Raw genomic sequence first — 20,732 nt, forward strand, 5'->3', positions numbered from 1 at the left:
TCATGTACATTCATGCCTATCATTCGCAGTTGTGTCGCCCCGTGCTCTGCGAATTCGGCCCGTAAAACTAGAGCGTTAGCTGCTTCGCGCGCGCAGTACGGGCGTGGTGCTTGCCGGCTCTTGGTGGATGCTGATATCACTCTGACCAGCAATCTCACTTGCTGGAATATGTGTCTCATTTCTTGTGTCGTAGATAATTGTCGACGGCTCCAGCATCACATTGACACCGATCTCGCAGTTGTCCCCGAGATCCACCCCGATTACACCCGATGCGGGGTGAAGCGTGCAATTGCGTCCGACTCGTAGCGGGATCCGGTTATGTCCGCTGCCGCGCGCAGCCATCAGCACCGCCGACAACGCAACCTCGGTACCTTCACCAACCGTGACAGCGGAGGAGAGTCGCCCCTCAATCTTTGCCGGTCCAAGAGCTCCGGAGTTGTGTGAGACGTAGCCCTCACGGATCACGGACGTTCCCGGAGCCAAGTAGGCCCCGAGGCGGACGCGCTCCGCTTCGGAGATTGAGACCCCAGTCGGCACCACGTAGTCGACCATGCGGGGAAGCCGCTCGATGCCGTAGACGTGGATGTTGCCCCTGCTACGCAGGCGAGTTCGCACGAATTCGAAGTTATCCGCCAAGCATGGACCCTTATTCGTCCATACCACCGGCTCGAGGTGTTCGAGGCAGTCTTCCATGTTGACTTCGAAGGGGCGCACCAGGCGGTGGGAGAGCAGGTGGAGCCGAAGATATACGTCGTGGGCATCCACAGGGGGTTGGGACAGGTCCGCGATTGTGGTGCGCACCGGCACGTGCTCGACGAGCCGGTCCGAGTCCATGCCCACCAGGCTGAGGAATGCGTCCCCAAGTTCGTGCGCGCTGACTCTGCGGGATCCGGAAGTGAGGCCGGAGGGGTCGTCGATAAGTGAAGGGGAAGGGTACCAGGTGTCGAGTACCGTACCGTCCAGCGAAATATTGGCAATACCTGTGGCCTGCGCTCCTTGTAACATGCTTGTCATCTTAAACGCACAGTCACAAAGGGCCGGACTCGGACGACAAGCGGGGGAGGGGTTGGCCTAGCATATAAGTTTTTGGCAGAGTCGAACTCAACGTGTTTTGAGGAAGGAAGGACCCATGGCACCTCACAAGTCACCGCGACCGGACAAGGAGCGAAAACTGCGCGGCCCAATCATGCTGCGAAGCGAGGACACCGAACAGCCGACGACGCACGACCGTCGCCTCCTGGAGTCCTTGGGCTACAGCGACCACGACTGGAAGCACGCGGACCCGTGGCGTGTGATGCGAATCCAGTCTGAGTTTGTCGCAGGCTTCGACGCACTGAGCGACTTGCCGAAGGCGGTCACTGTGTTTGGCTCCGCACGCCTCAACGAAGGCACGGAAGAGTATGCGCTGTCATGCGAGGTAGGCAAGGCGCTCGTCGAGGCGGGATACGCGGTCATCACTGGTGGCGGTCCAGGCTTGATGGAGGGGCCGAACCGCGGTGCCCACGATGCCGACGGCATCTCGGTGGGGCTCGGCATTGAGTTGCCGTTCGAACAAACGCTTAACGATTGGGTCGACCTCGGCCTGAACTTCCGCTACTTCTTCGCGCGCAAGACAATGTTCTTGAAGTACTCGCAGGCGTTCATCGCGCTGCCGGGCGGGTACGGGACCATGGACGAGCTGTTCGAAACGCTCGTGATGGTGCAAACCCAAAAGGTTACCAACTTCCCGATAGTGCTCATGGGCACCGAGTTCTGGTCCGGCCTGGTTGCGTGGATTGAGGAGCAGCTGCTCGGCCGCGGCCTCATCTCGCCGGGCGATGAATCCCTGTTCTACGTCACCGACTCCGTCGACGACGCGATCGCGCACATCGTGCACGCACATAAGGTGATGACAGACGCGCGCCTGCGAGATGCTCACAACGAGGACGTCTAAGAGATGCCTGGCCGCATCGCAGAGGTTATGGCGATCATCAACCGGACGCCAGATTCGTTTTACGACAAAGGAGCAACGTTCGCGATAGAGCAAGCGCTGGATCGAGCCGATACGGTGATCGCGCAGGGAGCGTCGATTGTCGACGTCGGCGGGGTAAAAGCAGGTCCCGGCGACGAAGTCGACCCCGCAGAGGAGATCGAACGCGTCGTCCCTGTCATCCGGGGCATCCGCCTCCGGCACCCGTCAATACGCATCAGCGTGGACACCTGGCGCGCCGACGTCGCACAGACCGCAATCGAGGCGGGTGCGGACCTAATCAACGACACCTGGGCTGGCTACGATCCCGAGCTTGTCGAGGTCGCCGGGGCGCATCGCGTTGGGTACGTCTGCTCCCACACCGGCGGTGCGGTACCTCGCACACGCCCACACCGCGTCCACTACGACGATGTCGTCGCCGACGTCATCCGGGAAACCACAGCGCTCGCCGAGCGCGCCGTTGCTTGCGGCGTGCCCGAAGATCTCGTGATGATCGACCCAACGCACGACTTCGGCAAGAACACCTTCCACGGACTGGAGTTGCTGCGCCGAGTCGACGAGCTCGTCGCAACAGGGTGGCCAGTGCTCATGGCGCTGAGCAACAAAGACTTCGTCGGCGAGACGCTCGACCGTGCAGTTGGCGAGCGAGTCGCAGGGACGCTCGCAGCGACAGCGTGGTCCGCCGCACGCGGTGTCGCAGCCTTTCGCGTCCACGAAGTCGCCGAAACCCTCGACGTGATCCGAATGACCGCCGCCATCCAGGGACATATGCCACCGATCAATACCGTGCGGGGGCTTGCGTAGTGCGCGTCAGTGTGGTCATCCCGGCGCTGAACGAGGCCGCAACCGTCGGACACGTTGTGCGACGCTGCTGCGTTGCAGATGCAGTTCGGCGCGATGGGGAAGTACTGGTCATCGACTCGGATTCACACGACGACACCGCGACGCTTGCCGCCAGGGCGGGGGCTCGTGTGGTGAACTGGCGCGAGGTCAGCGCGATTGAACCGCAGGAAGGCAAGGGCGAAGCACTGTGGCGCGGTGTGAAGGCCGCGCGCGGAGAGTTCGTCGTGTTTATCGACGCCGACGTCACCTCCCTCGAGCCGTGGTGGATTGATGCACTCATCGAGCCCTTCAAGACCCCGGAGATCCACCTTGTGAAAGCTCGTTACAAAAGATCCCTGGACGGGCGGCCTTCTGGCGGCGGGCGTGTCACGGAACTGACTGCAAAGCCTTTGCTACGACGGTTTTTCCCAGCATTGAGTGATATTGGTCAGCCACTGGCCGGCGAATATGCAATACGGCGAGATACAGCGCTGCGCCTGCCGTTCGTGGCGGGATACGGCGTTGAGTCGGGGCTGCTCATCGACACCTTCGCCAGGTATGGACGCAATGCTATTGCGGAAGCGGATCTTGGAACTCGCGTACACCGCAACCGCCCGCTTGAGGAGCTGGGGCCGATGGCGGACGTGGTGGCGTCGACAATTCTCGACAGGGCGTTGGTATCCGGACAGCTAGGTTCCGAACAGAAGACGAGGCAACGGCCGCCCTGGTGCGAAATTCTGAGCGCTGAACGCTAGTATGATGACATGCTTTCTTGGATCATCCTGATTATCGCCATTGCCGTTTTTTGCGTGCTTGGTTTCTTGCTCTTTAGCCAGCTGTTTGGGCGCGGCGAACAGCTGCCACCCATGATGGAGACCGAGGACGTCAAGTCCGCGAACCGGCTCGCAGTTGAGGAGGGCAACATTGGAGACGTGCACCTTGAAGTGGTGCACCGTGGCTACCGGATGGACCAGGTCGATGACCTGCTTACCGCACTCGGTGAAAAGTACGGCTTTGCTCCGACTATCAGTCAGCTAACCGAAAACAGCGTAGTATTGGATACAAACGTTTTGACTGAAGGAGAAGCGACAGATGGCAGCAATGAAGCCGCGCACCGGTAATGGACCAATGGAAGCCGCAGAAGAAAGCCGGAAGATTGTCATGAGAATTCCGTCCGACGGGGGCGGCCGCCTGGTCATCGAGATGAGCAAGGAAGAGGCAACTGAGCTCGGAAATCTGCTGATTGAAGCCGTAGGATAAGAATTCTCTAAACTTAAGGTAATATATCCAGCATGCTCAAAGACATAATTGATGTGCTGGCAGATCCTATAGACCTTACTCCTCTTTGTGGTGAAGAGGAGTTTTCACGCCTCGTTTCCGAAAGTGGCCACTCGTACGATGTGGCGAAGCAGGGCTACGTTACGCTGGCGAGCGGAAAAGGTCTGCAACATGTCGGTGACTCGTTGGAGATGGTCCTCTCCCGCGAGTCATTTTTGTCGCAGGGGCACTTCGCCCCGTTCGTTGAAGCGATGACGGAGCACGTAGAACACGTGCTTGACCTCAGCGCGCCTGAGGAAGACCACCCGGCGATCCTCGAGGTTGGCGCGGGGACCGGCTACTACCTGTCGCACACCCTGGACTCCGTGGTTGGCGCGCGCGGCGTCGGACTTGATATCTCGGTTCCAGCTGCGAAGTATCTTGCAAAGGCACATCCGCGAATCGGCTCGATTGTGGCCGATGTGCGGCAACAGCTTCCAATTGCGACCGGGAGCATCCACGCGATTACCGTGGTGTTTGCCCCGCGTAACCCAGCAGAATTCGCTCGCGTGCTTGCGGATGACGGCCAGGTTGTAGCGCTCATTGCGGATCAAGGCCACCTCGATGAGCTGCGTGAACCCCTCGGTATCTTAGGCGTCGAGCCCGGCAAGCTGGACCGCCTCGTCGAGCAGTCAGAGGGCCACCTGGAGCTGGCCGAAGACCCAAAGGAACTTGTCTTCCCGATGCGTTTGGACCGCGAATCTATCGCGGCCCAGGTCGGAATGAGCCCATCCGCCCGCCACATTGAGCGGGGCGAGTTGGCGCGTCGTCTTGACGCCCTGCCGGATCACATGACCGTAACCGCGCATGCACAGCTCGTGCGCCTGCGCAAGGCGTAAGCCGTTCCGCTCAGGAAGCACCTAGCGACTACGACGCCACTCGTTCAAGATGCTGGCGTCGCCCTTTGCGCGGGAGCGGATGCCGATGCATCCGTTCTCCGGCCAGATGCGCGAGGACATCACTACTGCACCGCCGTCGGCATAGACCTCGAGCGTCGAACCGTCCACGATAACCGTGATGGTATCTTCCTCGTCCTCGCCGATTTCGGCTTCCGCAACTTGGCCATCGAATCGATCGACGGTGAGCTTGTCGCCAGCATGGGTGACCCGAGCTGCGACCTCACCATTACCGTCGACAATCTCAGCGACGACACTGCCACCTGCGGAGATCTCGCATAGCGCAGTCCACAAATGGGCGCCGCGCGTCGTGCTCACCGCCTCGGGGAGCCCTGGCGCAGGTACCTGGTACAGGTGACCATCCTGGAGCGTGACATAGCGTGGCAGTGTGAGCGTATTTGCCCAGCCTTCGGTTTCCCAGTTCGGCTCTTTCGTCGGGGACCCTTGGCGGCCAGAGGGCGTCATAAAGCCAAAGAGATAGGTGCCTTGGTAGCGCTGCGCCGGGTCCATCGCAACCGGGAGGTAGTTGGTGTTGCGGGGGCGAGTGAAATCGTGCCCGAAATCGAGCGCCTGTGCAGGTGTGGTTACCCGGAACGTGTTGTTCTCCAGCTTGCCGATGATGTAGGCCGAACGGTCTTTGCCACCGCGCTCAAGCGTGAAGAAGAAGACGTCGTAGATCTTGGAATCAACTTCATCGCGGAGCCTGCAAATACGTGGCGCTACCAGCGTCTCATCGAGGTCGATTCCGGGGTCGCCATCAAAAGTGAGAGGTCCTTCGAAGCGCCACTCAACGCCATCGATAGAGCGAAGCACGACTGGCTTCGGCGTATCGACGCTGCCCGTGATCGCCAGCATGAGCCAGCCATCGTGCTCCTCGCGCTCGTCATCTTTCCAGTCAGGAACGACGCAGGGCGAGCGGAAGTTGTTGTACTCAGGCGTGTCCTCGACGATATCGCCAAGTCGCTGCACGCCAGGTGTGGCGTTTGTATCTTCGAGGAGTTCATCGCACAGCCCTTCCAGCTCAGGCGCGTGGGCGAGCTGGATGGTGTTGCCAGCAGCAGTTGCTGAAGTGAAGTACAGGTAGATGCCTTCCGGCGCACCAATTACGGCACCTGCTCGAACCGCGGATTCGCCACCGGCGGGGACGATGGCATCGTTGCATTCGACCCAGCTAAACGGGTCGCCGTCGCTGACGTTGTGGCCCCAGCGGCTCGGGGCTTCGGGTGTGGGGCGGTATTGGTAGAAAATATGCCAATTGTTTTCTCCTTCGCGCCCGTCGAAAATGACACCAGCTGGCCCCTCGAGGATGCCACTGTCTGCGGTGACGTGAAGTTCTGGTCGGAAAGTACTCATCGTTAAGTGGTGTTCACCCCTGCGTTATTTCGTGAGTTGTTCGTAGATCTTGACGGTGTCTTGCGCAATTGTCTTCCACGAGAAGTCATTGCGGGCGCGCGTCAGGCCAGCTTGGCCCAGCCTTCGGGAGAGATCCTTGTCACCAGCCACCCGGTTGACTGCCTCGGCGAGATTCCGCTCGAAGGCTTCCGGCTGCGTTTTGTCGTAGTCAACGAGCACACCCGTCTCACCATCCACGACGACCTCCGGGATGCCACCCACGCGAGATGCCACAACAGCGGTTTCGCATGCCATGGCCTCCAAGTTCACGATGCCAAGCGGCTCGTAGATTGACGGGCACACAAAGACGTCGGCTGCGGAGTAGACCTCGCGGATCTTTTCTGCCGGCAACATGTCCTGTACCCAGAACACACCATCGCGCTCAGATTGTAGCTTTTCGACGAGCCCCTTCGTCTCTGCGGCGATCTCCGGTGTATCAGGCGCACCTGCGCACAGCACGAGCTGGACGTCTTCCTCAAAGTGCGACGCCGCCTTGAGGAGGTGCGCGACGCCCTTTTGGCGCGTGATTCGACCGACGAACGCGACGATCGGCTTCGCCGGGTCTACACCGAGGTCTGTCAGGACGGTTCCCTCGGTGGGGTACCACTTTGCCGGATCGATGCCGTTGAGTACGACGTGAATCTTGTCCGCCGGGATGCTCGGGTAGGCACGAAGGATGGCTTCTTTCATACCCGCGGAAACGGCAATGACTGCGTCCGCATTCTCGAAAGCGTTCTTCTCGCTCCACGAGGAAACGTTGTAGCCACCGCCGAGCTGCTCGCGCTTCCAAGGGCGGTCAGGCTCGAGAGAGTGCGCAGTGACAACGTGCGGAATGTCGTAGAGAAGGCCTGTGAGGTGGCCACCGAGCCCGGCGTACCACGTATGGGAGTGAGCCACGTCAACATTGTTGGCGGCGTGGGCGATCCGAAGGCCCGTCGATAAGGTCTTGATGGCACCGTTCGCGTTTTCAAGGGCAGGGTCAACCCCGTGGACGTAAACGTCCTTCATGTCGCGGGGAGTGCCCATGCAGTGAACATCGACGTCAACGATCTCCCGCATAAAGCGAGTGAGCTCTGTGACGTGGACTCCGGCTCCCCCGTAAATCTCGGGAGGATACTCTTTGGTCATCATTCCGACTCTCATACCGCCCGAGCATAGTGACGAATTCACGTCGGTGCAGGAAAGCAAAAACTGAAATGTAGCGCTGCCCACTTTAGGAGGCAAAAGGCTGCAAGGTCACGAAGTTTTCAATAGGCTCGGAAGCGTGAGAAGTCAGCCTAGAGTACTTGCAATTGTCCTTGCCGGTGGCGAAGGGAAGCGCCTGTTTCCGTTGACCGCGGACCGAGCTAAACCGGCCGTTCCTTTTGGAGGCAACTATCGATTAATTGATTTTGTTCTGTCGAACTTGGTCAACGCTGGGTACATGCGAATCGCAGTGTTGACACAGTACAAGTCGCACTCGCTGGACCGGCACGTGGCGACGGCTTGGAACGTATCTGGCCCGACTCCGCAGTACATCGCATCGGTGCCGGCGCAGCAACGTCGTGGCAAGCGCTGGTACAACGGCTCTGCAGACGCGATTGTGCAGTCGCTCAACCTCATTTACGACGATAAGCCGGATTACGTGCTGGTCTTTGGCGCAGACCACGTCTACCGGATGGATCCTTCGCAGATGGTGGAGAACCACATCAAGTCAGGCAAGGCTGCAACGGTGGCCGGTATCCGCGTGCCTCGATCAGAAGCTACGGCGTTCGGCTGCATCCAGTCCGAAGAGGACGGCACCATCACCGAGTTTTTGGAGAAGCCCGCGGATCCACCAGGAACCCCGGACGATCCGGATATGACGTTCGCTTCGATGGGTAACTACGTATTCTCTACGGAACCACTGATTCAAGCGCTGCTCGAGGACGAGCAGAACGAGGACTCTGATCACGATATGGGTGGCGACATCATCCCGTACTTCGTGCGCAAGGGCGAAGCAAATGTGTACGACTTCTCGCAGAACGAAGTGCCCGGCGCGACAAAGCGCGACAAGGGATACTGGCGAGATGTCGGTACGATTGATTCTTTCTACGAGGCGCACATGGACCTCATCTCTTCGTACCCAGTGTTCAACTTGTACAACTCGACGTGGCCGATTCACTCCACAGAGGACGGCAACCTTCCACCAGCGAAGTTTGTCGTGGGAGGTATCGCACAGGAGTCGATGGTGGCGTCGGGATCAATTATCTCGGGCGCTACCGTACGCAATTCAGTGCTTTCCACGGATGTGCGTGTTGAGGAAGGCGCGACCGTTGAAGGTTCTGTGCTGATGCCAGGTGTGCGCATCGGTAAAGGGGCGGTGGTCCGCCACTGCATCCTCGATAAGAACGTCTATGTAGCTGACGGTGAAATTATTGGCGTCGACCTTGAAAAGGACCGCAAACGCTACACTGTTTCGGACAACGGCGTAGTGGTCGTCGGCAAAAATCAGGTGGTTCAGGAATAACTGACACTCATAGGCAAGGCCCGCTCGAAGCTCAGCGAAGTTCGAGCGGGCCTTGTTCGTGCGTACGTAGAGCTAGCGCTTCGTAATGATGGTCAGGCCACCGTCGAGAGGCAGGCGAGCTACGAGCGCTCCGTGGTCGGCGGCGAGGCTGCTCACGTACCTATCTGCCTCTCGTGCTGCCTCGGTTTCGCGGTCCCTGCGTGTCGAATCGCTGACGGTACCGTCCAGCAGAGAGTCGGCGAGAATCAGCGTGCCGCCCTCGCTGAGGAGCGGCCAGGCGGCATCAATAACCGCGGTGAACTCGATCGGCGAGACATCCGCGTAAACGAGGTGGTAGGCGTCGTTCGCAAGCCTGCCCATAACCTCAAGCGGGCGCGCGGTGAGGAAACGTGTGCGGGAGGTTGGGTACTCGGCGGCACGGAATGCCTCCTTTGCGCCGGTTTGTAGCGTGACCTCGGGTTCGATGCAGGTAAGCGATGCGCGCTCTGGAAGACCACGCAGCAGGTGGAGCCCGACGACGCCCGCAGCCGGAGTGATGGCGACTGCGCCTTGCGACTGACCACTTGGGCAGGCTGCAGCGAGCGTCGAAAGTAACGTGCCGACGATGACCGACGGCGCACGGACTCCGTTCTCCTGCGCTTCTACGCTGGCGTACTTCAACGCTTCGCGGAAAGCAGCAGGGAACGGCTGTTGCTCGGCATCAGTGAAAGACTGATGGATGTAATTTGTCAACTGATCAAAAGCGGTCGCACTCACAGCCAACATCATAACCAGAACTGTCCTCACAGCGTGTGTGCTACGCGCATGCAGTAACCTTTACGAATTTTCCTTTGGTGAATGCGATTTCAATCTGCCACAATATGAAGCATGCAACCTGATGATGCTGCCGCCCAACATGATTCCGTCGCGCCCGAAGATTTGCGCGGTACGGCTGCATTTGATGCTGGGGTGGGGGCGATGCCTTCGTGGGCTGAGCTCGTCGCAGAGCACGCCGACAGTGTGTATCGCCTTGCGTACCGTCTTTCAGGTAACCAGCACGACGCGGAAGATCTTACGCAAGAAACCTTCATCCGCGTGTTCCGTAACTTAAAGAGTTACCAACCGGGTGCGTTCGGTGGCTGGCTTCATCGGATTACAACGAATCTGTTCCTTGATATGGTGCGCCACCGGGCGAAGATCCGGATGGAAGCACTCCCGGAAGACTATGAGCGCGTTCCCGGCACTGATATGACTCCGGAGCAGGCGTATAACGTCGCGCACCTCGATCCTGCCCTGCAGCACGCACTCGATGAATTGAGTCCGGACTTCCGCGTTGCCGTGGTGCTTTGCGATGTCGTCGGTATGACGTACGAAGAAATCGCTGAGACGCTTGGAGTCAAGATGGGTACCGTCCGTTCACGCATCCATCGCGGTAGAACTCAGCTGCGTGAATCGCTCGAGGAGCAGGCGCGGCATGACGTCGCCACCGAAGAGTTAATTCGACTACGCTAGGGCGCGAGATAGTGGTTGACTACGGATGCGAAAGGAGCGTTACCGATGCGAGCGTTTTGTTCCACTGAGCATTTGAACCCTGAAGCAATTGCAGCTTTCGCAGACGGTGAACTTTCGCGCTCTGCAAGCCGTCGCGCTATGAAACATATGTTGGAGTGCCCAGAGTGCTTCCAAGATGTTCTTGTGCAGCGGCGAGCGTCCGCACGTGTAAAGGCCTGCAAGGATGACGACCTGCGAGCCCCAGATTCGCTGGTGGCGAAGCTCAGCGGCCTGTGCCACGAGATGCAACCTGCCGAGCCTTGCGGTGAAGATGCTCATCACAAGGAACGATCACCGATTGTGGCCGCCGTTGACGCCACGCTTCGGGCGCTGCGGCACCGAGAGTAGGATGTGATCCGTGTTTTCCAGTATTGGCTGGGGTGAAGTCTTTTTCATCCTGATCATCGGCCTCATTGTGATTGGTCCGGAGCGGCTCCCAAGCGTTATCGAGGATGTCCGCGCAGCCATTTACGCTGCGCGCAAGGCGATCAACAACGCGAAGCGGGAGCTCAACGGTGAGCTCGAGGAGTTTGAGGAGCTACGCAAGCCACTGGATACGGTGTCGCAGTATGCGTCGATGGGGCCAAAGCGCGCGATGGCGAAGTTTTTCTTCGAAGATGACGAGGAATTTCTCGAAAGTTTTGATCCGCGCAAAATGATGGAAGACGATGCGCCTCTGGCTCGCCAACCATCAAAGCCACAGTCCCGGGCAAAGAAAGGGCCGGAGGACGGGGGACAGCCCAGTGGAGGGGGATTCTCCTGGACTGACGTTACCTAGTTCCCACCGATCTATTCGTCAGTGTGCTTCACACCAAGGTTGAGGGACTTGCCAGCAAGTGAGTTACGGCGAATCTTCAGCTTGGTGACGATCTCCTGGATCGCCGCAGCGGCAGGGGAGTCTGGTTCTGCTGTGACGACAGGGGTTCCGGTGTCACCGTTTTCTCGTAGCTTCGGATCCAACGGGATGGAACCTAGCAGCGGCACGTCACTATCTGTGAGCGCGGTCAGGCGCTCCGCAACCTGCTGGCCACCACCTTCACCAAAGATATTCATGACGGAGCCGTCAGGCATGACCATCCCGGCCATGTTCTCGATGACGCCAGCAATTCGCTGCTCAGTCTGCTGAGAAATTGTGCCGGCACGCTCAGCGACCTCAGCTGCGGCTGCTTGCGGAGTGGTAACAATGAGCAGTTCGGCATTTGGAATCAGCTGCGCCACTGTGATCGCCACATCGCCGGTCCCCGGTGGAAGGTCAAGGAAGAGTACGTCAAGATCGCCCCAGTACACATCAGACAGGAACTGTTGGATTGCGCGGGTGAGCATCGGTCCACGCCAAACCACAGGGGCATTGCCCTCCACAAATTGCCCCACAGAGATGTGGCGCACGCCGTGTGCGATCGGTGGCATGATCATTTCTTCGACCACAGTCGGCCCCATGTCGGAAGAGCCGAGGAGACCAGGGACGGAGTGCCCGTAAATGTCGGCGTCGACAATTCCGACGCTGAGGCCCTGTGCTGCCATTGCAGTGGCCAAGTTCACTGTCATCGAGGACTTGCCGACGCCACCTTTGCCTGAAGCTACCGCGAACACCCGGGTGCGCGACGACGGGTCAGCGAAAGGGATGTCGGGCCCGGGCTGCTGTGCACGCAGCTTCGAGGCCATTTCGCGACGCTGCTCCGCGCTCATAGTGTGAAGCGTGACTGTCACGTTCTCCACGCCGTCGATTTCCTCTACGACTGCGCGGACGTTGCCCTCGATGGTGTCACGCATCGGGCAGCCCGCGATGGTGAGGTAAATGCCGACGGTGACGTTGGGGCCGTCGATACGTACGGACTCCACCATCCCGAGTTCGGTAATGGGTTTTCCAATTTCGGGATCGTCAACGCGAGCAAGCGCTTCGCGGACCTGGAATTCTGAAATGAGTTCTGCGTTTGCCATAACGGGCTTCAGTATAGTCAGAGAAGCTGGATGTTCATACGAGCAGAGGAGTGACAACGAATGGCCCAACTCAACAACAACCGCCTGGTAGCGCGCGAAGTGCCAACAGGGTGGCCGGTAGGCAGTTTTAATACCTACCAGGAGGCACAAGAAGCAGTTGACACGCTGTCGGACAAGGAATTTCCGGTAGAGAAGCTCACAATTGTCGGTGTGGACTTGATGCAGGTTGAGAGTATTACGGGCCGCCTCACGTGGGGCAAGGTACTTGGTGGCGGCGCACTATCGGGCCTGTGGATGGGCATGTTCATCGGCATCATTTTCTCGCTGTTCGCGGAAGAAGGTGGGTGGGGCATCTTCGCCTCGTGCGTCGCGATGGGTGGCGTGTTCGGAGCAATTTTCGCAGCTATCGCTTACGCGTTTACAGGTGGAAAGCGTGACTTCGCCTCAGCGACAAGCATCGTCGCACGCCGATACGATGTGCTTTGCGCACCTGACGCTGCGCGTCGAGCCCGCGACATGATCGCCGCAATGCACCCACAGCGCGTCACTGGACGGCCAACTGAGCCGTCGGCCACCGATAGCGACGCCTCCGAAGACAACGCAGCGCGCTAGACTAACTCTGTTTTCCAGGCTCGTCTGAGCACACTACGAAGAAGGTATTTATGGTGTCCCTGCGTCCTCTCCGTACACTGATTGCTGCGGCACTGGCAACGAGCCTTGTCGGCGGGTTGACTGGCTGCACAGATGACTCGCTTTCACCGGTGAAGTTTGTCAACGGCGAATCCCGCGGCAACATCGTCAAAATCGGAATTGATACCTCAGAACCTGAACAGGTAGTGCTGGGGGAGATCTACTACGAGATCATTACAGCGATGGGACATCCTGCCGGGGTAGTCCCGTTCAATGACGTGTACTCCCGAAATGCAGCCGAACTGCTGCAAGAAGAAGACGTCGATATGGTCGTTGCGTGCTCTGGTGTTCTGTTGCAAGCGCTAGACGCACACGGAGCGAAGGAGCTCGACAACGATATAGCGCACGATCGTCTCGACGGTGCGGATCCGTCAGAAGCGACGTTCGCTCTTCTTGCGGGTGCGCTGCCCGGCAACATCCAATCGGTTGACCCTTCCCCTGCGCAGGGCTGTGCGTCGCACGTGGAGCTCGAGCACCTTCCTAACAGCGTCATCCCGCTGTTCTACAAATCAAAGTTTGCTCGCAAGGAAGTCAGGCGCATCAACGCGATGACGCGCGTGCTCAGCACAGCGCAGTTGGAAGAGATGAGCGAGGAAGTCGCGCAGGGCAAAGAACCGCGCGTTGTTACTGCGGATTGGCTCCGTGAATACGCCAGCATCAACGTTGAAAACCCAGATGCCAACGGCGGGGAAGCCGAGGCGACAGCTACTCCCTAGGCGCAAGCCAAATGAGTGAATCCTCAACAGGGAAGCGCCCCAACCGCAGTAAGCGGTTGGGGCGCCATTGCGTGTAAGCGCTACTTACTTCGCAAACGCCTCATCCAGCAGAGTCTTCTCCTCTTCCTGGTGGACCTTCGCCACGCCGGTTGCAGTGGTCGACTGCGCACGGCGAGAGACGCGGACCATTTCAGGCATATCCGGAATCAGTGTGCGCAGGTGCTCGTTGTAGAACGGCCATGCGCCTTGGTTAGCGGGCTCATCCTGAACCCAGCGAATTTCCTTCGCGTTCGGGTAGTTCTCGAACGCATCCCGGATGCGGTTGAATGGAATCGGGTGCAGCATCTCGATACGGATGATGGCGACATCGTCGCGCTTATCCTTCTTACGACGCTTCTCCAGTTCGTAGTAGATCTTGCCGGAACACAGCAAGATCGTGGTGACCTTGTCGTGATCTGCGCCGTCAACCTTGACGTTGCCACGCTGTACGAACTCGGGGTCGTCGATAACTGACTGGAACTTGTCCACCTCGATGAAGTCTGCAGGCTGCGAGACCGCCGCCTTGTTACGCAGCATCGACTTCGGGGTGAAGACGACGAGCGGGCGCTTCATCTCACCGAGCGCCTGACGGCGCAGCAGGTGGAAGTGGTTTGCCGGGGTAGAAGGCTGGGCAATCGTCATCGAGCCCTCGGCGACCAGCTGGAGGAAGCGCTCGATACGGGCGGAGGAGTGGTCCGGGCCCTGGCCTTCGTAGCCGTGCGGCAGGAGGGCAATCATGCTGGAAAGCTCGCCCCACTTAGTCTCGCTGGAGGACAAGTACTCGTCGATGATGGTCTGTGCACCATTGGCGAAGTCGCCGAACTGCGCCTCCCATGCGACGACAGCGTCCTTGTTGCCAAGGGTGTAGCCGTACTCGAAGCCCATACCTGCGTATTCGGTCAGTGCAGAGTTGAACACCTCGAAGCGTCCGCCGTTGTCCTGCTCTTCCGCGTTTGCGTCGAGTGGGTTGTACGGAGTGCCGTTATTCGGGTCGTAGAGCACCGCGTGGCGCTGCGTGAACGTACCGCGCTGTGAGTCCTCACCTGCAAGGCGGACAAACTTGCCCTGCTCTGCAAGGGAACCGAAAGCGAGCAGCTCGCCCCAGCCCCAGTCGATGTCGCCGTTTTCGAAGGAACCACCGCGCTTCTTGAGCACGTTGTTCAGGCGCTTGTTCGGCTCGAATTCCTCAGGCAGCTTGCCGTACGAATCCGCAAGGCGCTTGAACGTATCCTCGCTGATCGAGGTGTCCAGGCCACGAGTGAGCTTCTGCGAGTCCGTGATGCCGGTCTGCTCGCTTGGCTTGCCCTCAGCGGACTTGACGTCGGAGAAGACTGCGTCAAGCTGATCGTGGAAGTCCTGTGCCGCGATCTTGGCTTCTTCCTGCGTGAGGTCGCCACGGCCGATGAGGTCCTTGGTGTAGCGGGTACGCACCGAGTCGTGGGAGTGGATGCGGTCGTACATCACTGGCTGCGTCACGGTCGGGTCGTCTGCCTCGTTGTGGCCGCGCAGACGGTAGCAGATGAGGTCGATGAAGACGTCCTTGCCGAAGGCGCGGCGGTATTCGGTTGCCAGGTGAGCAACCCAGGCGGCTGCCTCCGGGTCGTCGCCGTTGACGTGGAACACTGGGCAGTTGAAGCCCTTGGCCAGGTCGGTGGCGTAGTAGGAGGAGCGGCCAGAGTCAGGGGTAGTGGTGAAACCAATCTGGTTGTTCACAACGATGTGGACGGTGCCACCAACGGAGTAGCCAGGGAGGCGAGACAGGTTCAGCGTCTCCTGTACGATGCCGAGGCCAGCGAATGCGGCGTCGCCGTGCAGCATAATCGGAACTACTGGATTGTCGTCGCGAACACCGTTTTCACGCAGCGTGTCCGCCTTTGCGCGGGCAATACCGACGAGCACTGGGTCAACAGCCTCGAGGTGTGACGGGTTCGCGGCCAGCGAGACCTTGATCTCGCCGTCGCCGAACATCTGGATGTGCTTGCCCTCGAAGCCGAGGTGGTACTTCACGTCGCCGGAGCCACCCTGCTGTGCGGACTGCATGTTGCCCTCGAACTCGTTGAAGATCGTTGCGACAGGCTTGCCCACGATGTTAAACAGCACGTTCAGGCGACCACGGTGCGGCATGCCGATGACAGCTTCGTCGAGGCCTTGGCCAGCGGCGGTATCAATCACCGCGTCCATCAATGGGATGAGTGTTTCGGCACCCTCGAGGGAGAAGCGCTTCTGGCCGAGGTACTTCGTCTGGAGGAAGTTCTCAAATGCTTCAGCAGCATTGAGCTTCTGCAGGATGTACTTTTGCTCAGCATTCGTCGGCTTCGGCATGCCAGCCTCGATGCGCTCGAGCAGCCACTCACGCTCATCGCGGTCGAGAATATGGGTGTATTCAGCACCGACGTGCAGGGTGTAGGCAGCACGTAGGCGACTAAGCACCTCGCGCAACGTCATTGTTTCCTTGCCCCCGAAACCACCTACGTGGAACGTGCGGTCGAGGTCCCACAGCGTCAGGCCGTGGGTTTCCATCAGCAGGTCACGGGAGTCCGGTTGCTGCAGGCCCGGCTGGCGCCAACGAAGCGGGTTCGTGTCAGCAATGAGGTGGCCGCGGGAGCGGTACGCCTCGATGAGCTGCATGACACGGGTGTCCTTGTTCACGCCGGAATTCGGCAGGTCCTTCGCCCAGCGCATCGGGAGGAACGGGATCTCGAGGGACTCGAAGATGGAATCCCAGAACTTATCGTCGACGAGGAGCTGCGAAATATCGCGCAGGAACTCGCCAGACTCTGCACCCTGGATGACGCGGTGGTCATAGGTGGAGGTCAGTGTCACAAGCTTGCCGACGCCCAGCTCCGCCAAACGGTCCTCGCTGGCACCTGCAAACTCTGCAGGGTAGTCCATTGCGCCGACACCAACGATGGTGCCCTGGCCCTTTGTCAGACGCGGAATCGAGTGGCGGGTACCGATGCCACCCGGGTTGGTCAGCTGAATGGTTACGCCAGAGAAGTCGTCCATCGTGAGCTTGCCGTCGCGCGCGCGACGCACAATGTCTTCGTAGCTTTCGACGAACTCCGCAAACGACTTGTTCTCGCACTCCTTAATCGCAGCGACGACCAGGGAGCGGGACCCGTCCTTCTGCGGCAGGTCGATTGCTAGACCCAGGTTGATGTGCTCAGGCTGAACTGCGAAGGACTTCTTGCCGTCCTCCTTGTAGTTCTTATTCATGTCCGGGTGGAGCTTGGTGGACTGAATGATTGCGTAGCCAAGGATATGCGTGAACGAAACCTTGCCGCCGCGAGTGCGCTTGAGGTGCTCATTGATCAACGTGCGGTTTTCAAACATGAGCTTGACCGGCATATCGCGCACGGTGGTGGCGGTTGGCACCTCGAGCGATTCGTTCATGTTCTTCGCGATAGTGCGGAACGCACCCTTGAGCTGTTCCTCGCCTGGAGTGACCTTGACACTATCGAGCTTGTCCAACGGGGAAGCGGTCGGCTTCTTGGTGCGCTTTGGAGCTGCTTCGGCGGCTGCGCGGTCTACCTGGGTTTGACGGCCGTCCTGGGTAGGAGCGCTCGTGGAGCTGGTGACGCTCGTCGCAGTCTTCGAGGAACCTTTTGGTGCCGGGGTGTTTGTCACCGTCGGCGGGGTGCCCTTCTTCTCGAAAAGATCGCGCCACTCCGCGTCAACGGAGTTGGGATCCTGTTTGTACTGCTGGAACATCTCCTCAACCAGCCAGTCGTTCTGGCCGAACGTATCTTCGCTGCTCACGGCAGGTGCTCGCCTCTCTTCTTGGGTTGTATGTAACTTTTCAACGACTTTAATTGTCTGGGATTAGGTAGTGCTACCTTACATTCCCGAAAAGCCCTCGTACTTGTGAGATCTACCCCCTTTAGCGGTTGATACACCACAAATGGGCATATCTTCCGTTTTGAGTGAGAAGGGTCTCATGAGAACCGTTATCAATGATACGTCCTCATTCGACAACAAGTATTTGAACGGTTGCTTGCTCGTGATTGATTGATTTCGAACTCTTGAAGAGGTGAGGCGGGCCCGTCGACTTTGGCCTGGCGTGCGGGGAAGTACAGAGTGGGCGTCGAGCAGCATTCACGGTGGCAGCTGTCGAGAAGCGCTCGTGTGCAGTCTCGGGGGGACCAAGAAGGTGGGGCCAAAGCAGGCTCGCGTATTTGAGGGGGCGCTGTGCTTCGGCGGTGGCGCAGGGTGTGGTTCTCCAACTAAAGCAGAGGTGCTACCGGGGGTAGGCGAAAGATGGAAGTGCGTGATTCCCGCCTCAGTTTTGGGGGAGGCGGGAATGAACTTCGGAGCCGAAGCTATTTGGTAATTTCTTGCTGATTGGTGTCGCGTACTTTGTCGTCGTCACCAAAGAGTCGGAGTACCCAGCGCAGAAGGTTCTTTGGATTCGCGCTGAGGCCGGCCGCCTCCTGGTCAGGCTTTTCCGGAAGAGGGCTCAAGAATTGGGAGGGAGGAGTGCCGAGGGCGACGGCGATGTTATCCATCAGGTGGTCGGCAAGCTTGCGGTTGGCGGCGGTGCCCGCGATCGCGCCGAGCCCCAGAGGCAGCATCTTGCCAATCCATGCGCGGCGGAACCGCTTCGTAAACGACTTCATGGCCACACGAGACAGGATGCCATTGACTTCGGCGAGGCCCGGGCCAGCAAAGCGCGTCAGGACATTTTTCGACGCCAACTCCCTCGGCCGAGCTCGGTCCGCGCCGAGCAACGTGTCAACAATCGCAACGCCCTGGGCGCCCATCATGACCGTGAGCACGCCTGCGCGTCGGCGCTCTTTGTCTTCGATATTAACGTCGCGCAAGTACATGGAGGAGAGGGTGTAAAACGCGGCAAGGTCTAAGAAGACTACCGATTCGCCAGCAACGGCTGCTGCGCCGGTGACGAGCCCTACGCCAGGCACCGCGGCTGCTGCGCCCACGCCTGCACCTGTTGCGGAGACTACGTTTTTAAAATGCTTGTCCATCGTGTGCTGGATTTCCGCAGGACTTTGCTCCGGGTGTTGACGGCGAAGCCAGTTCACGTAAGCCCGAATGGCACCGGACTGAAGATGGACAGCCTTATCTACTGCTGCGATAAACGCTCGGCCTGCTGGGCCTGCTTCCTCCTCGAGGGAGCTTAAGTCTTCAGCACGGGCGTCTTCAATAGTTTCGACTACAGTTTCGTCGTCTTCGTGCTTGTCTTTGCGGAACTTTTCTAACATGCTGTGTGTTTTTCTCCTTATTAATTATTGGTACGAGCGTTCATCGTACCCGCCTTAGAAACTCCACGAGAATAGACAGAATTCCGGGCTAGGCTAAAAGGCATGCATCTCAACAGCAACAATCCGCAGGAGCACCTCCAGGTGCAGACCACCTCGGGAATCGTTGCTGGCACTATTGATCCACAAACCGGGGTTCGCACTTGGCGCGGGGTACCCTACGGTGCAGATATGGGCGGTGAGAACCGATTTCGGGCCCCACAGCCTGCGCCTTCGTGGTCAGGTGTGCGCACCACAACCAACTATCGGCCACCTGCGATGCAGACGGATTTCGGGTGGAAAGACACAGTAATCGGCACCGAGGACTGCCTACACGCAGACATCGTTCGGCCTGATACGGACGACGTACTCCCCGTCGTCATCTATTTTCATGGTGGATCGTTCGTAAGCGGATCGAGTCATGAGAAAGTACTCCAGGGGCACTTTCTGGCTAATGCCACCGATATCGTCTATGTCTCCTTAAACTTTCGCCTCGGGGTGCTTGGGTACTTGGATCTGCGCAGTATCGGCGAGGACTGCGCTGCCAACCCCGCCATTTTGGACCAGATCCTCGCGCTGCAGTGGGTGCACGAAAACATCGCGGCCTTCGGAGGGGATCCGAATAACGTAACCATCATGGGCGAGTCAGCCGGGGCAGCTTCAGTAATCCATATGATGTGCGCCCCGGCGGCTCGGGGGTTGTTCCACCGGGCAATCGCCCAGTCCACTCCGCTTTCTTCCGTTCATACGAAGGCACAGGCCGCGATGTGGACGTCGACACTTCTTGACGGCATGGGGCTATCGCGACTATCTACCCTCGAGCACCTCCGGGAGGTACCGGCCGAGGAACTGGTTAGAGTGGGGCAGTCCATGCTGTTTACTGGCCGCGAGCTGCGCGAACTGAATTTGAGCTTCATGCCGACGGTCGATGGCACCACGCTGCCAGCTCACCCGCTGGACATGTTCCGCGCCGGGCAACAGGCGTCGGTGCCGTTGATCATCGGGACCAATGCGGATGAGGCCAGCTTTGCAAAGGCTCTGTATCAGCGGACGAAAGCCCGTCAGCGTGCAGCACGCCGCTTGCTCGAGGCATATGACGCGCAGAACGCGACAGCGGTCATCCAGGCGTATAGCGACGTGAGCCAGCGTACGGACTTCGCCGAGTTTCTCGCAGACGCCGTGTTCTGGGGACCGTCGGTGATCGCTGCAGGGGAGCACCGTAAGGTGGCTCCGACTTGGATGTACCGCTTTGAATATGCATCGGCGACAATGCGGCGGCTCGGGTTGGGGGCAATGCACACAGCCGACCTGATGGCGGTGTTTGGCGATCGGGAAGGTACACGCTCATCGAAGATCGACCGATTTGGCTCCACCGTTGCGTTTGAAGCAGTAGTTGAAGTGATGCAGCGCAACTGGGGGTCGTTCTTTCATACCGGCGAACCAGGGCCGAACTGGCCCCGCTACGATTTTCGTGGCGACGACCACCCCGGGCGCGCGACCGCAATCATCAACGAACATCCGTCAATCGTGTACGACCCAAAACGTCACAAACGCCGGGCATGGGAGGCTTTTGACATGCGTAGCTGGCAGGGCCGCGAAGCGTGGATGCGCATCATGGGGCCAGAACAGTAGGCTTGGCATCGTCCGCCGGTGACAACCACGATGAGGAAGAGTAGAGGA

The 20,732-nt window shown here is 59.1% G+C and carries 20 protein-coding genes; 13 read left to right on the top strand and 7 right to left on the bottom strand.

All coding sequences use genetic code 11. From position 1 onward, the window contains the following. Positions 1–75: 75 nt before the first annotated feature. Complete coding sequence (locus tag BQ4436_RS07895) at positions 76–1,014, bottom strand: 2,3,4,5-tetrahydropyridine-2,6-dicarboxylate N-succinyltransferase (RefSeq protein WP_070362686.1); 939 nt, start codon at positions 1,012–1,014, stop codon at positions 76–78. Positions 1,015–1,129: 115 nt separating this feature from the next. Here BQ4436_RS07895 and BQ4436_RS07900 point away from each other — a divergent pair, with 115 nt between their 5' ends. Genes BQ4436_RS07900 through BQ4436_RS07925 form a run of 6 tightly spaced genes read left to right on the top strand, consistent with a single transcriptional unit; the run spans position 1,130 to position 4,947 of the window. Further along, entirely contained in the window at positions 1,130–1,933 is an 804-nt protein-coding gene (locus BQ4436_RS07900) for an LOG family protein (RefSeq protein WP_070362685.1), read from the top strand. Between the two features lie 3 nt (positions 1,934–1,936). After that, positions 1,937–2,773, top strand: a complete 837-nt coding sequence (gene folP / locus BQ4436_RS07905; protein WP_070362684.1) for a dihydropteroate synthase — start codon at positions 1,937–1,939, stop codon at positions 2,771–2,773. Beyond that, the gene (locus BQ4436_RS07910) at positions 2,773–3,546 is read left to right on the top strand and encodes a glucosyl-3-phosphoglycerate synthase (RefSeq protein ID WP_070479444.1); all 774 of its coding nucleotides are present in this window, start codon (positions 2,773–2,775) and stop codon (positions 3,544–3,546) included. The genes folP and BQ4436_RS07910 overlap by 1 nt, the downstream gene beginning before the upstream one ends. A 9-nt stretch (positions 3,547–3,555) precedes the next feature. After that, the gene (locus BQ4436_RS07915; RefSeq protein ID WP_070362682.1) at positions 3,556–3,912 is read left to right on the top strand and encodes a hypothetical protein; all 357 of its coding nucleotides are present in this window, start codon (positions 3,556–3,558) and stop codon (positions 3,910–3,912) included. After that, positions 3,884–4,051 carry a DUF3117 domain-containing protein gene (locus BQ4436_RS07920; RefSeq protein WP_070362681.1) on the top strand — a complete coding sequence of 56 codons (168 nt, stop codon included), beginning with the start codon at positions 3,884–3,886 and terminating at the stop codon, positions 4,049–4,051. Before BQ4436_RS07915 ends, BQ4436_RS07920 begins: the two co-directional genes overlap by 29 nt. 32 nt (positions 4,052–4,083) lie before the next feature. Then, the gene (locus tag BQ4436_RS07925) at positions 4,084–4,947 is read left to right on the top strand and encodes a methyltransferase domain-containing protein (RefSeq protein ID WP_070976250.1); all 864 of its coding nucleotides are present in this window, start codon (positions 4,084–4,086) and stop codon (positions 4,945–4,947) included. 21 nt (positions 4,948–4,968) lie between these two features. On the opposite strand, the gene BQ4436_RS07930 is transcribed toward BQ4436_RS07925, so the two are convergent. Together BQ4436_RS07930 and glgA are read right to left on the bottom strand one after the other, a co-directional pair. Then, positions 4,969–6,357, bottom strand: a complete 1,389-nt coding sequence (locus BQ4436_RS07930) for a GH32 C-terminal domain-containing protein (RefSeq protein ID WP_070479446.1) — start codon at positions 6,355–6,357, stop codon at positions 4,969–4,971. 24 nt (positions 6,358–6,381) lie between these two features. Beyond that, on the bottom strand, positions 6,382–7,539 hold the full coding sequence (glgA, locus tag BQ4436_RS07935) for a glycogen synthase (RefSeq protein ID WP_070362678.1): 1,158 nt from the start codon (positions 7,537–7,539) through the stop codon (positions 6,382–6,384). A gap of 121 nt (positions 7,540–7,660) precedes the next feature. Between glgA and glgC the strand changes: the two genes are divergently transcribed. Then, entirely contained in the window at positions 7,661–8,884 is a 1,224-nt protein-coding gene (gene glgC, locus BQ4436_RS07940) for a glucose-1-phosphate adenylyltransferase (protein WP_070479448.1), read from the top strand. A gap of 72 nt (positions 8,885–8,956) precedes the next feature. Here the strand turns inward: glgC and BQ4436_RS07945 are convergent, their stop codons facing one another. After that, on the bottom strand, positions 8,957–9,649 hold the full coding sequence (locus BQ4436_RS07945) for an O-methyltransferase (RefSeq protein ID WP_070363543.1): 693 nt from the start codon (positions 9,647–9,649) through the stop codon (positions 8,957–8,959). A gap of 102 nt (positions 9,650–9,751) precedes the next feature. Here BQ4436_RS07945 and sigE point away from each other — a divergent pair, with 102 nt between their 5' ends. From sigE to tatB, 3 genes are read left to right on the top strand one after another with little or no spacing between them, the layout of a single operon-like run. Continuing rightward, complete coding sequence (sigE, locus tag BQ4436_RS07950) at positions 9,752–10,375, top strand: RNA polymerase sigma factor SigE (RefSeq protein WP_070362676.1); 624 nt, start codon at positions 9,752–9,754, stop codon at positions 10,373–10,375. A gap of 45 nt (positions 10,376–10,420) precedes the next feature. Then, on the top strand, positions 10,421–10,762 hold the full coding sequence (locus tag BQ4436_RS12580) for a zf-HC2 domain-containing protein (protein WP_070362675.1): 342 nt from the start codon (positions 10,421–10,423) through the stop codon (positions 10,760–10,762). A 10-nt stretch (positions 10,763–10,772) separates the two neighbouring features. Beyond that, the gene (gene tatB, locus BQ4436_RS07960) at positions 10,773–11,192 is read left to right on the top strand and encodes a Sec-independent protein translocase protein TatB (protein ID WP_070479449.1); all 420 of its coding nucleotides are present in this window, start codon (positions 10,773–10,775) and stop codon (positions 11,190–11,192) included. 11 nt (positions 11,193–11,203) lie between these two features. On the opposite strand, the gene BQ4436_RS07965 is transcribed toward tatB, so the two are convergent. Continuing rightward, complete coding sequence (locus BQ4436_RS07965; RefSeq protein WP_070479451.1) at positions 11,204–12,352, bottom strand: Mrp/NBP35 family ATP-binding protein; 1,149 nt, start codon at positions 12,350–12,352, stop codon at positions 11,204–11,206. A 60-nt stretch (positions 12,353–12,412) separates the two neighbouring features. On the opposite strand from BQ4436_RS07965, the gene BQ4436_RS07970 reads away from it, so the two are divergent. Next, positions 12,413–12,964 carry a YflT domain-containing protein gene (locus tag BQ4436_RS07970; RefSeq protein ID WP_070976252.1) on the top strand — a complete coding sequence of 184 codons (552 nt, stop codon included), beginning with the start codon at positions 12,413–12,415 and terminating at the stop codon, positions 12,962–12,964. 53 nt (positions 12,965–13,017) lie between these two features. Next, a complete protein-coding gene (locus BQ4436_RS07975) occupies positions 13,018–13,758 on the top strand; it encodes a type 2 periplasmic-binding domain-containing protein (protein WP_141742279.1) in 741 nt (246 codons plus the stop codon). An 84-nt stretch (positions 13,759–13,842) separates the two neighbouring features. Here the strand turns inward: BQ4436_RS07975 and BQ4436_RS07980 are convergent, their stop codons facing one another. Together BQ4436_RS07980 and BQ4436_RS07985 are read right to left on the bottom strand one after the other, a co-directional pair. Next, positions 13,843–17,556: a multifunctional oxoglutarate decarboxylase/oxoglutarate dehydrogenase thiamine pyrophosphate-binding subunit/dihydrolipoyllysine-residue succinyltransferase subunit gene (locus BQ4436_RS07980; protein ID WP_070976254.1), complete on the bottom strand. Its 3,714-nt coding sequence runs from the start codon at positions 17,554–17,556 to the stop codon at positions 13,843–13,845. 560 nt (positions 17,557–18,116) lie between these two features. Then, on the bottom strand, positions 18,117–19,016 hold the full coding sequence (locus BQ4436_RS07985; protein WP_070976256.1) for a hypothetical protein: 900 nt from the start codon (positions 19,014–19,016) through the stop codon (positions 18,117–18,119). 102 nt (positions 19,017–19,118) lie between these two features. Here BQ4436_RS07985 and BQ4436_RS07990 point away from each other — a divergent pair, with 102 nt between their 5' ends. Continuing rightward, positions 19,119–20,684 (top strand): carboxylesterase/lipase family protein, encoded by a 1,566-nt coding sequence (locus tag BQ4436_RS07990; protein WP_070976257.1) that lies wholly within the window; start codon positions 19,119–19,121, stop codon positions 20,682–20,684. Positions 20,685–20,732: the final 48 nt, after the last annotated feature.

The organism is Corynebacterium sp. MC3 (assembly GCF_900099485.1).
Taxonomy (GTDB): Bacteria; Actinomycetota; Actinomycetes; order Mycobacteriales; family Mycobacteriaceae; genus Corynebacterium; species Corynebacterium pseudogenitalium.

Bases quoted from the DNA above. Each gene is read 5' to 3' on its own strand.
- BQ4436_RS07970 (WP_070976252.1), top strand. From the start codon at position 12,413: ATGGCCCAACTCAACAACAACCGCCTGGTAGCGCGCGAAGTGCCAACA.
- BQ4436_RS07925 (WP_070976250.1), top strand. From the start codon at position 4,084: ATGCTCAAAGACATAATTGATGTGCTGGCAGATCCTATAGACCTTACT.
- BQ4436_RS07895 (WP_070362686.1), bottom strand. From the start codon at position 1,014: ATGACAAGCATGTTACAAGGAGCGCAGGCCACAGGTATTGCCAATATT.
- folP (WP_070362684.1), top strand. From the start codon at position 1,937: ATGCCTGGCCGCATCGCAGAGGTTATGGCGATCATCAACCGGACGCCA.
- BQ4436_RS07900 (WP_070362685.1), top strand. From the start codon at position 1,130: ATGGCACCTCACAAGTCACCGCGACCGGACAAGGAGCGAAAACTGCGC.
- glgA (WP_070362678.1), bottom strand. From the start codon at position 7,539: ATGAGAGTCGGAATGATGACCAAAGAGTATCCTCCCGAGATTTACGGG.
- BQ4436_RS12580 (WP_070362675.1), top strand. From the start codon at position 10,421: ATGCGAGCGTTTTGTTCCACTGAGCATTTGAACCCTGAAGCAATTGCA.
- BQ4436_RS07985 (WP_070976256.1), bottom strand. From the start codon at position 19,016: ATGTTAGAAAAGTTCCGCAAAGACAAGCACGAAGACGACGAAACTGTA.
- sigE (WP_070362676.1), top strand. From the start codon at position 9,752: ATGCAACCTGATGATGCTGCCGCCCAACATGATTCCGTCGCGCCCGAA.
- BQ4436_RS07920 (WP_070362681.1), top strand. From the start codon at position 3,884: ATGGCAGCAATGAAGCCGCGCACCGGTAATGGACCAATGGAAGCCGCA.
- BQ4436_RS07945 (WP_070363543.1), bottom strand. From the start codon at position 9,649: ATGTTGGCTGTGAGTGCGACCGCTTTTGATCAGTTGACAAATTACATC.
- BQ4436_RS07965 (WP_070479451.1), bottom strand. From the start codon at position 12,352: ATGGCAAACGCAGAACTCATTTCAGAATTCCAGGTCCGCGAAGCGCTT.
- BQ4436_RS07990 (WP_070976257.1), top strand. From the start codon at position 19,119: ATGCATCTCAACAGCAACAATCCGCAGGAGCACCTCCAGGTGCAGACC.
- BQ4436_RS07915 (WP_070362682.1), top strand. From the start codon at position 3,556: ATGCTTTCTTGGATCATCCTGATTATCGCCATTGCCGTTTTTTGCGTG.
- BQ4436_RS07930 (WP_070479446.1), bottom strand. From the start codon at position 6,357: ATGAGTACTTTCCGACCAGAACTTCACGTCACCGCAGACAGTGGCATC.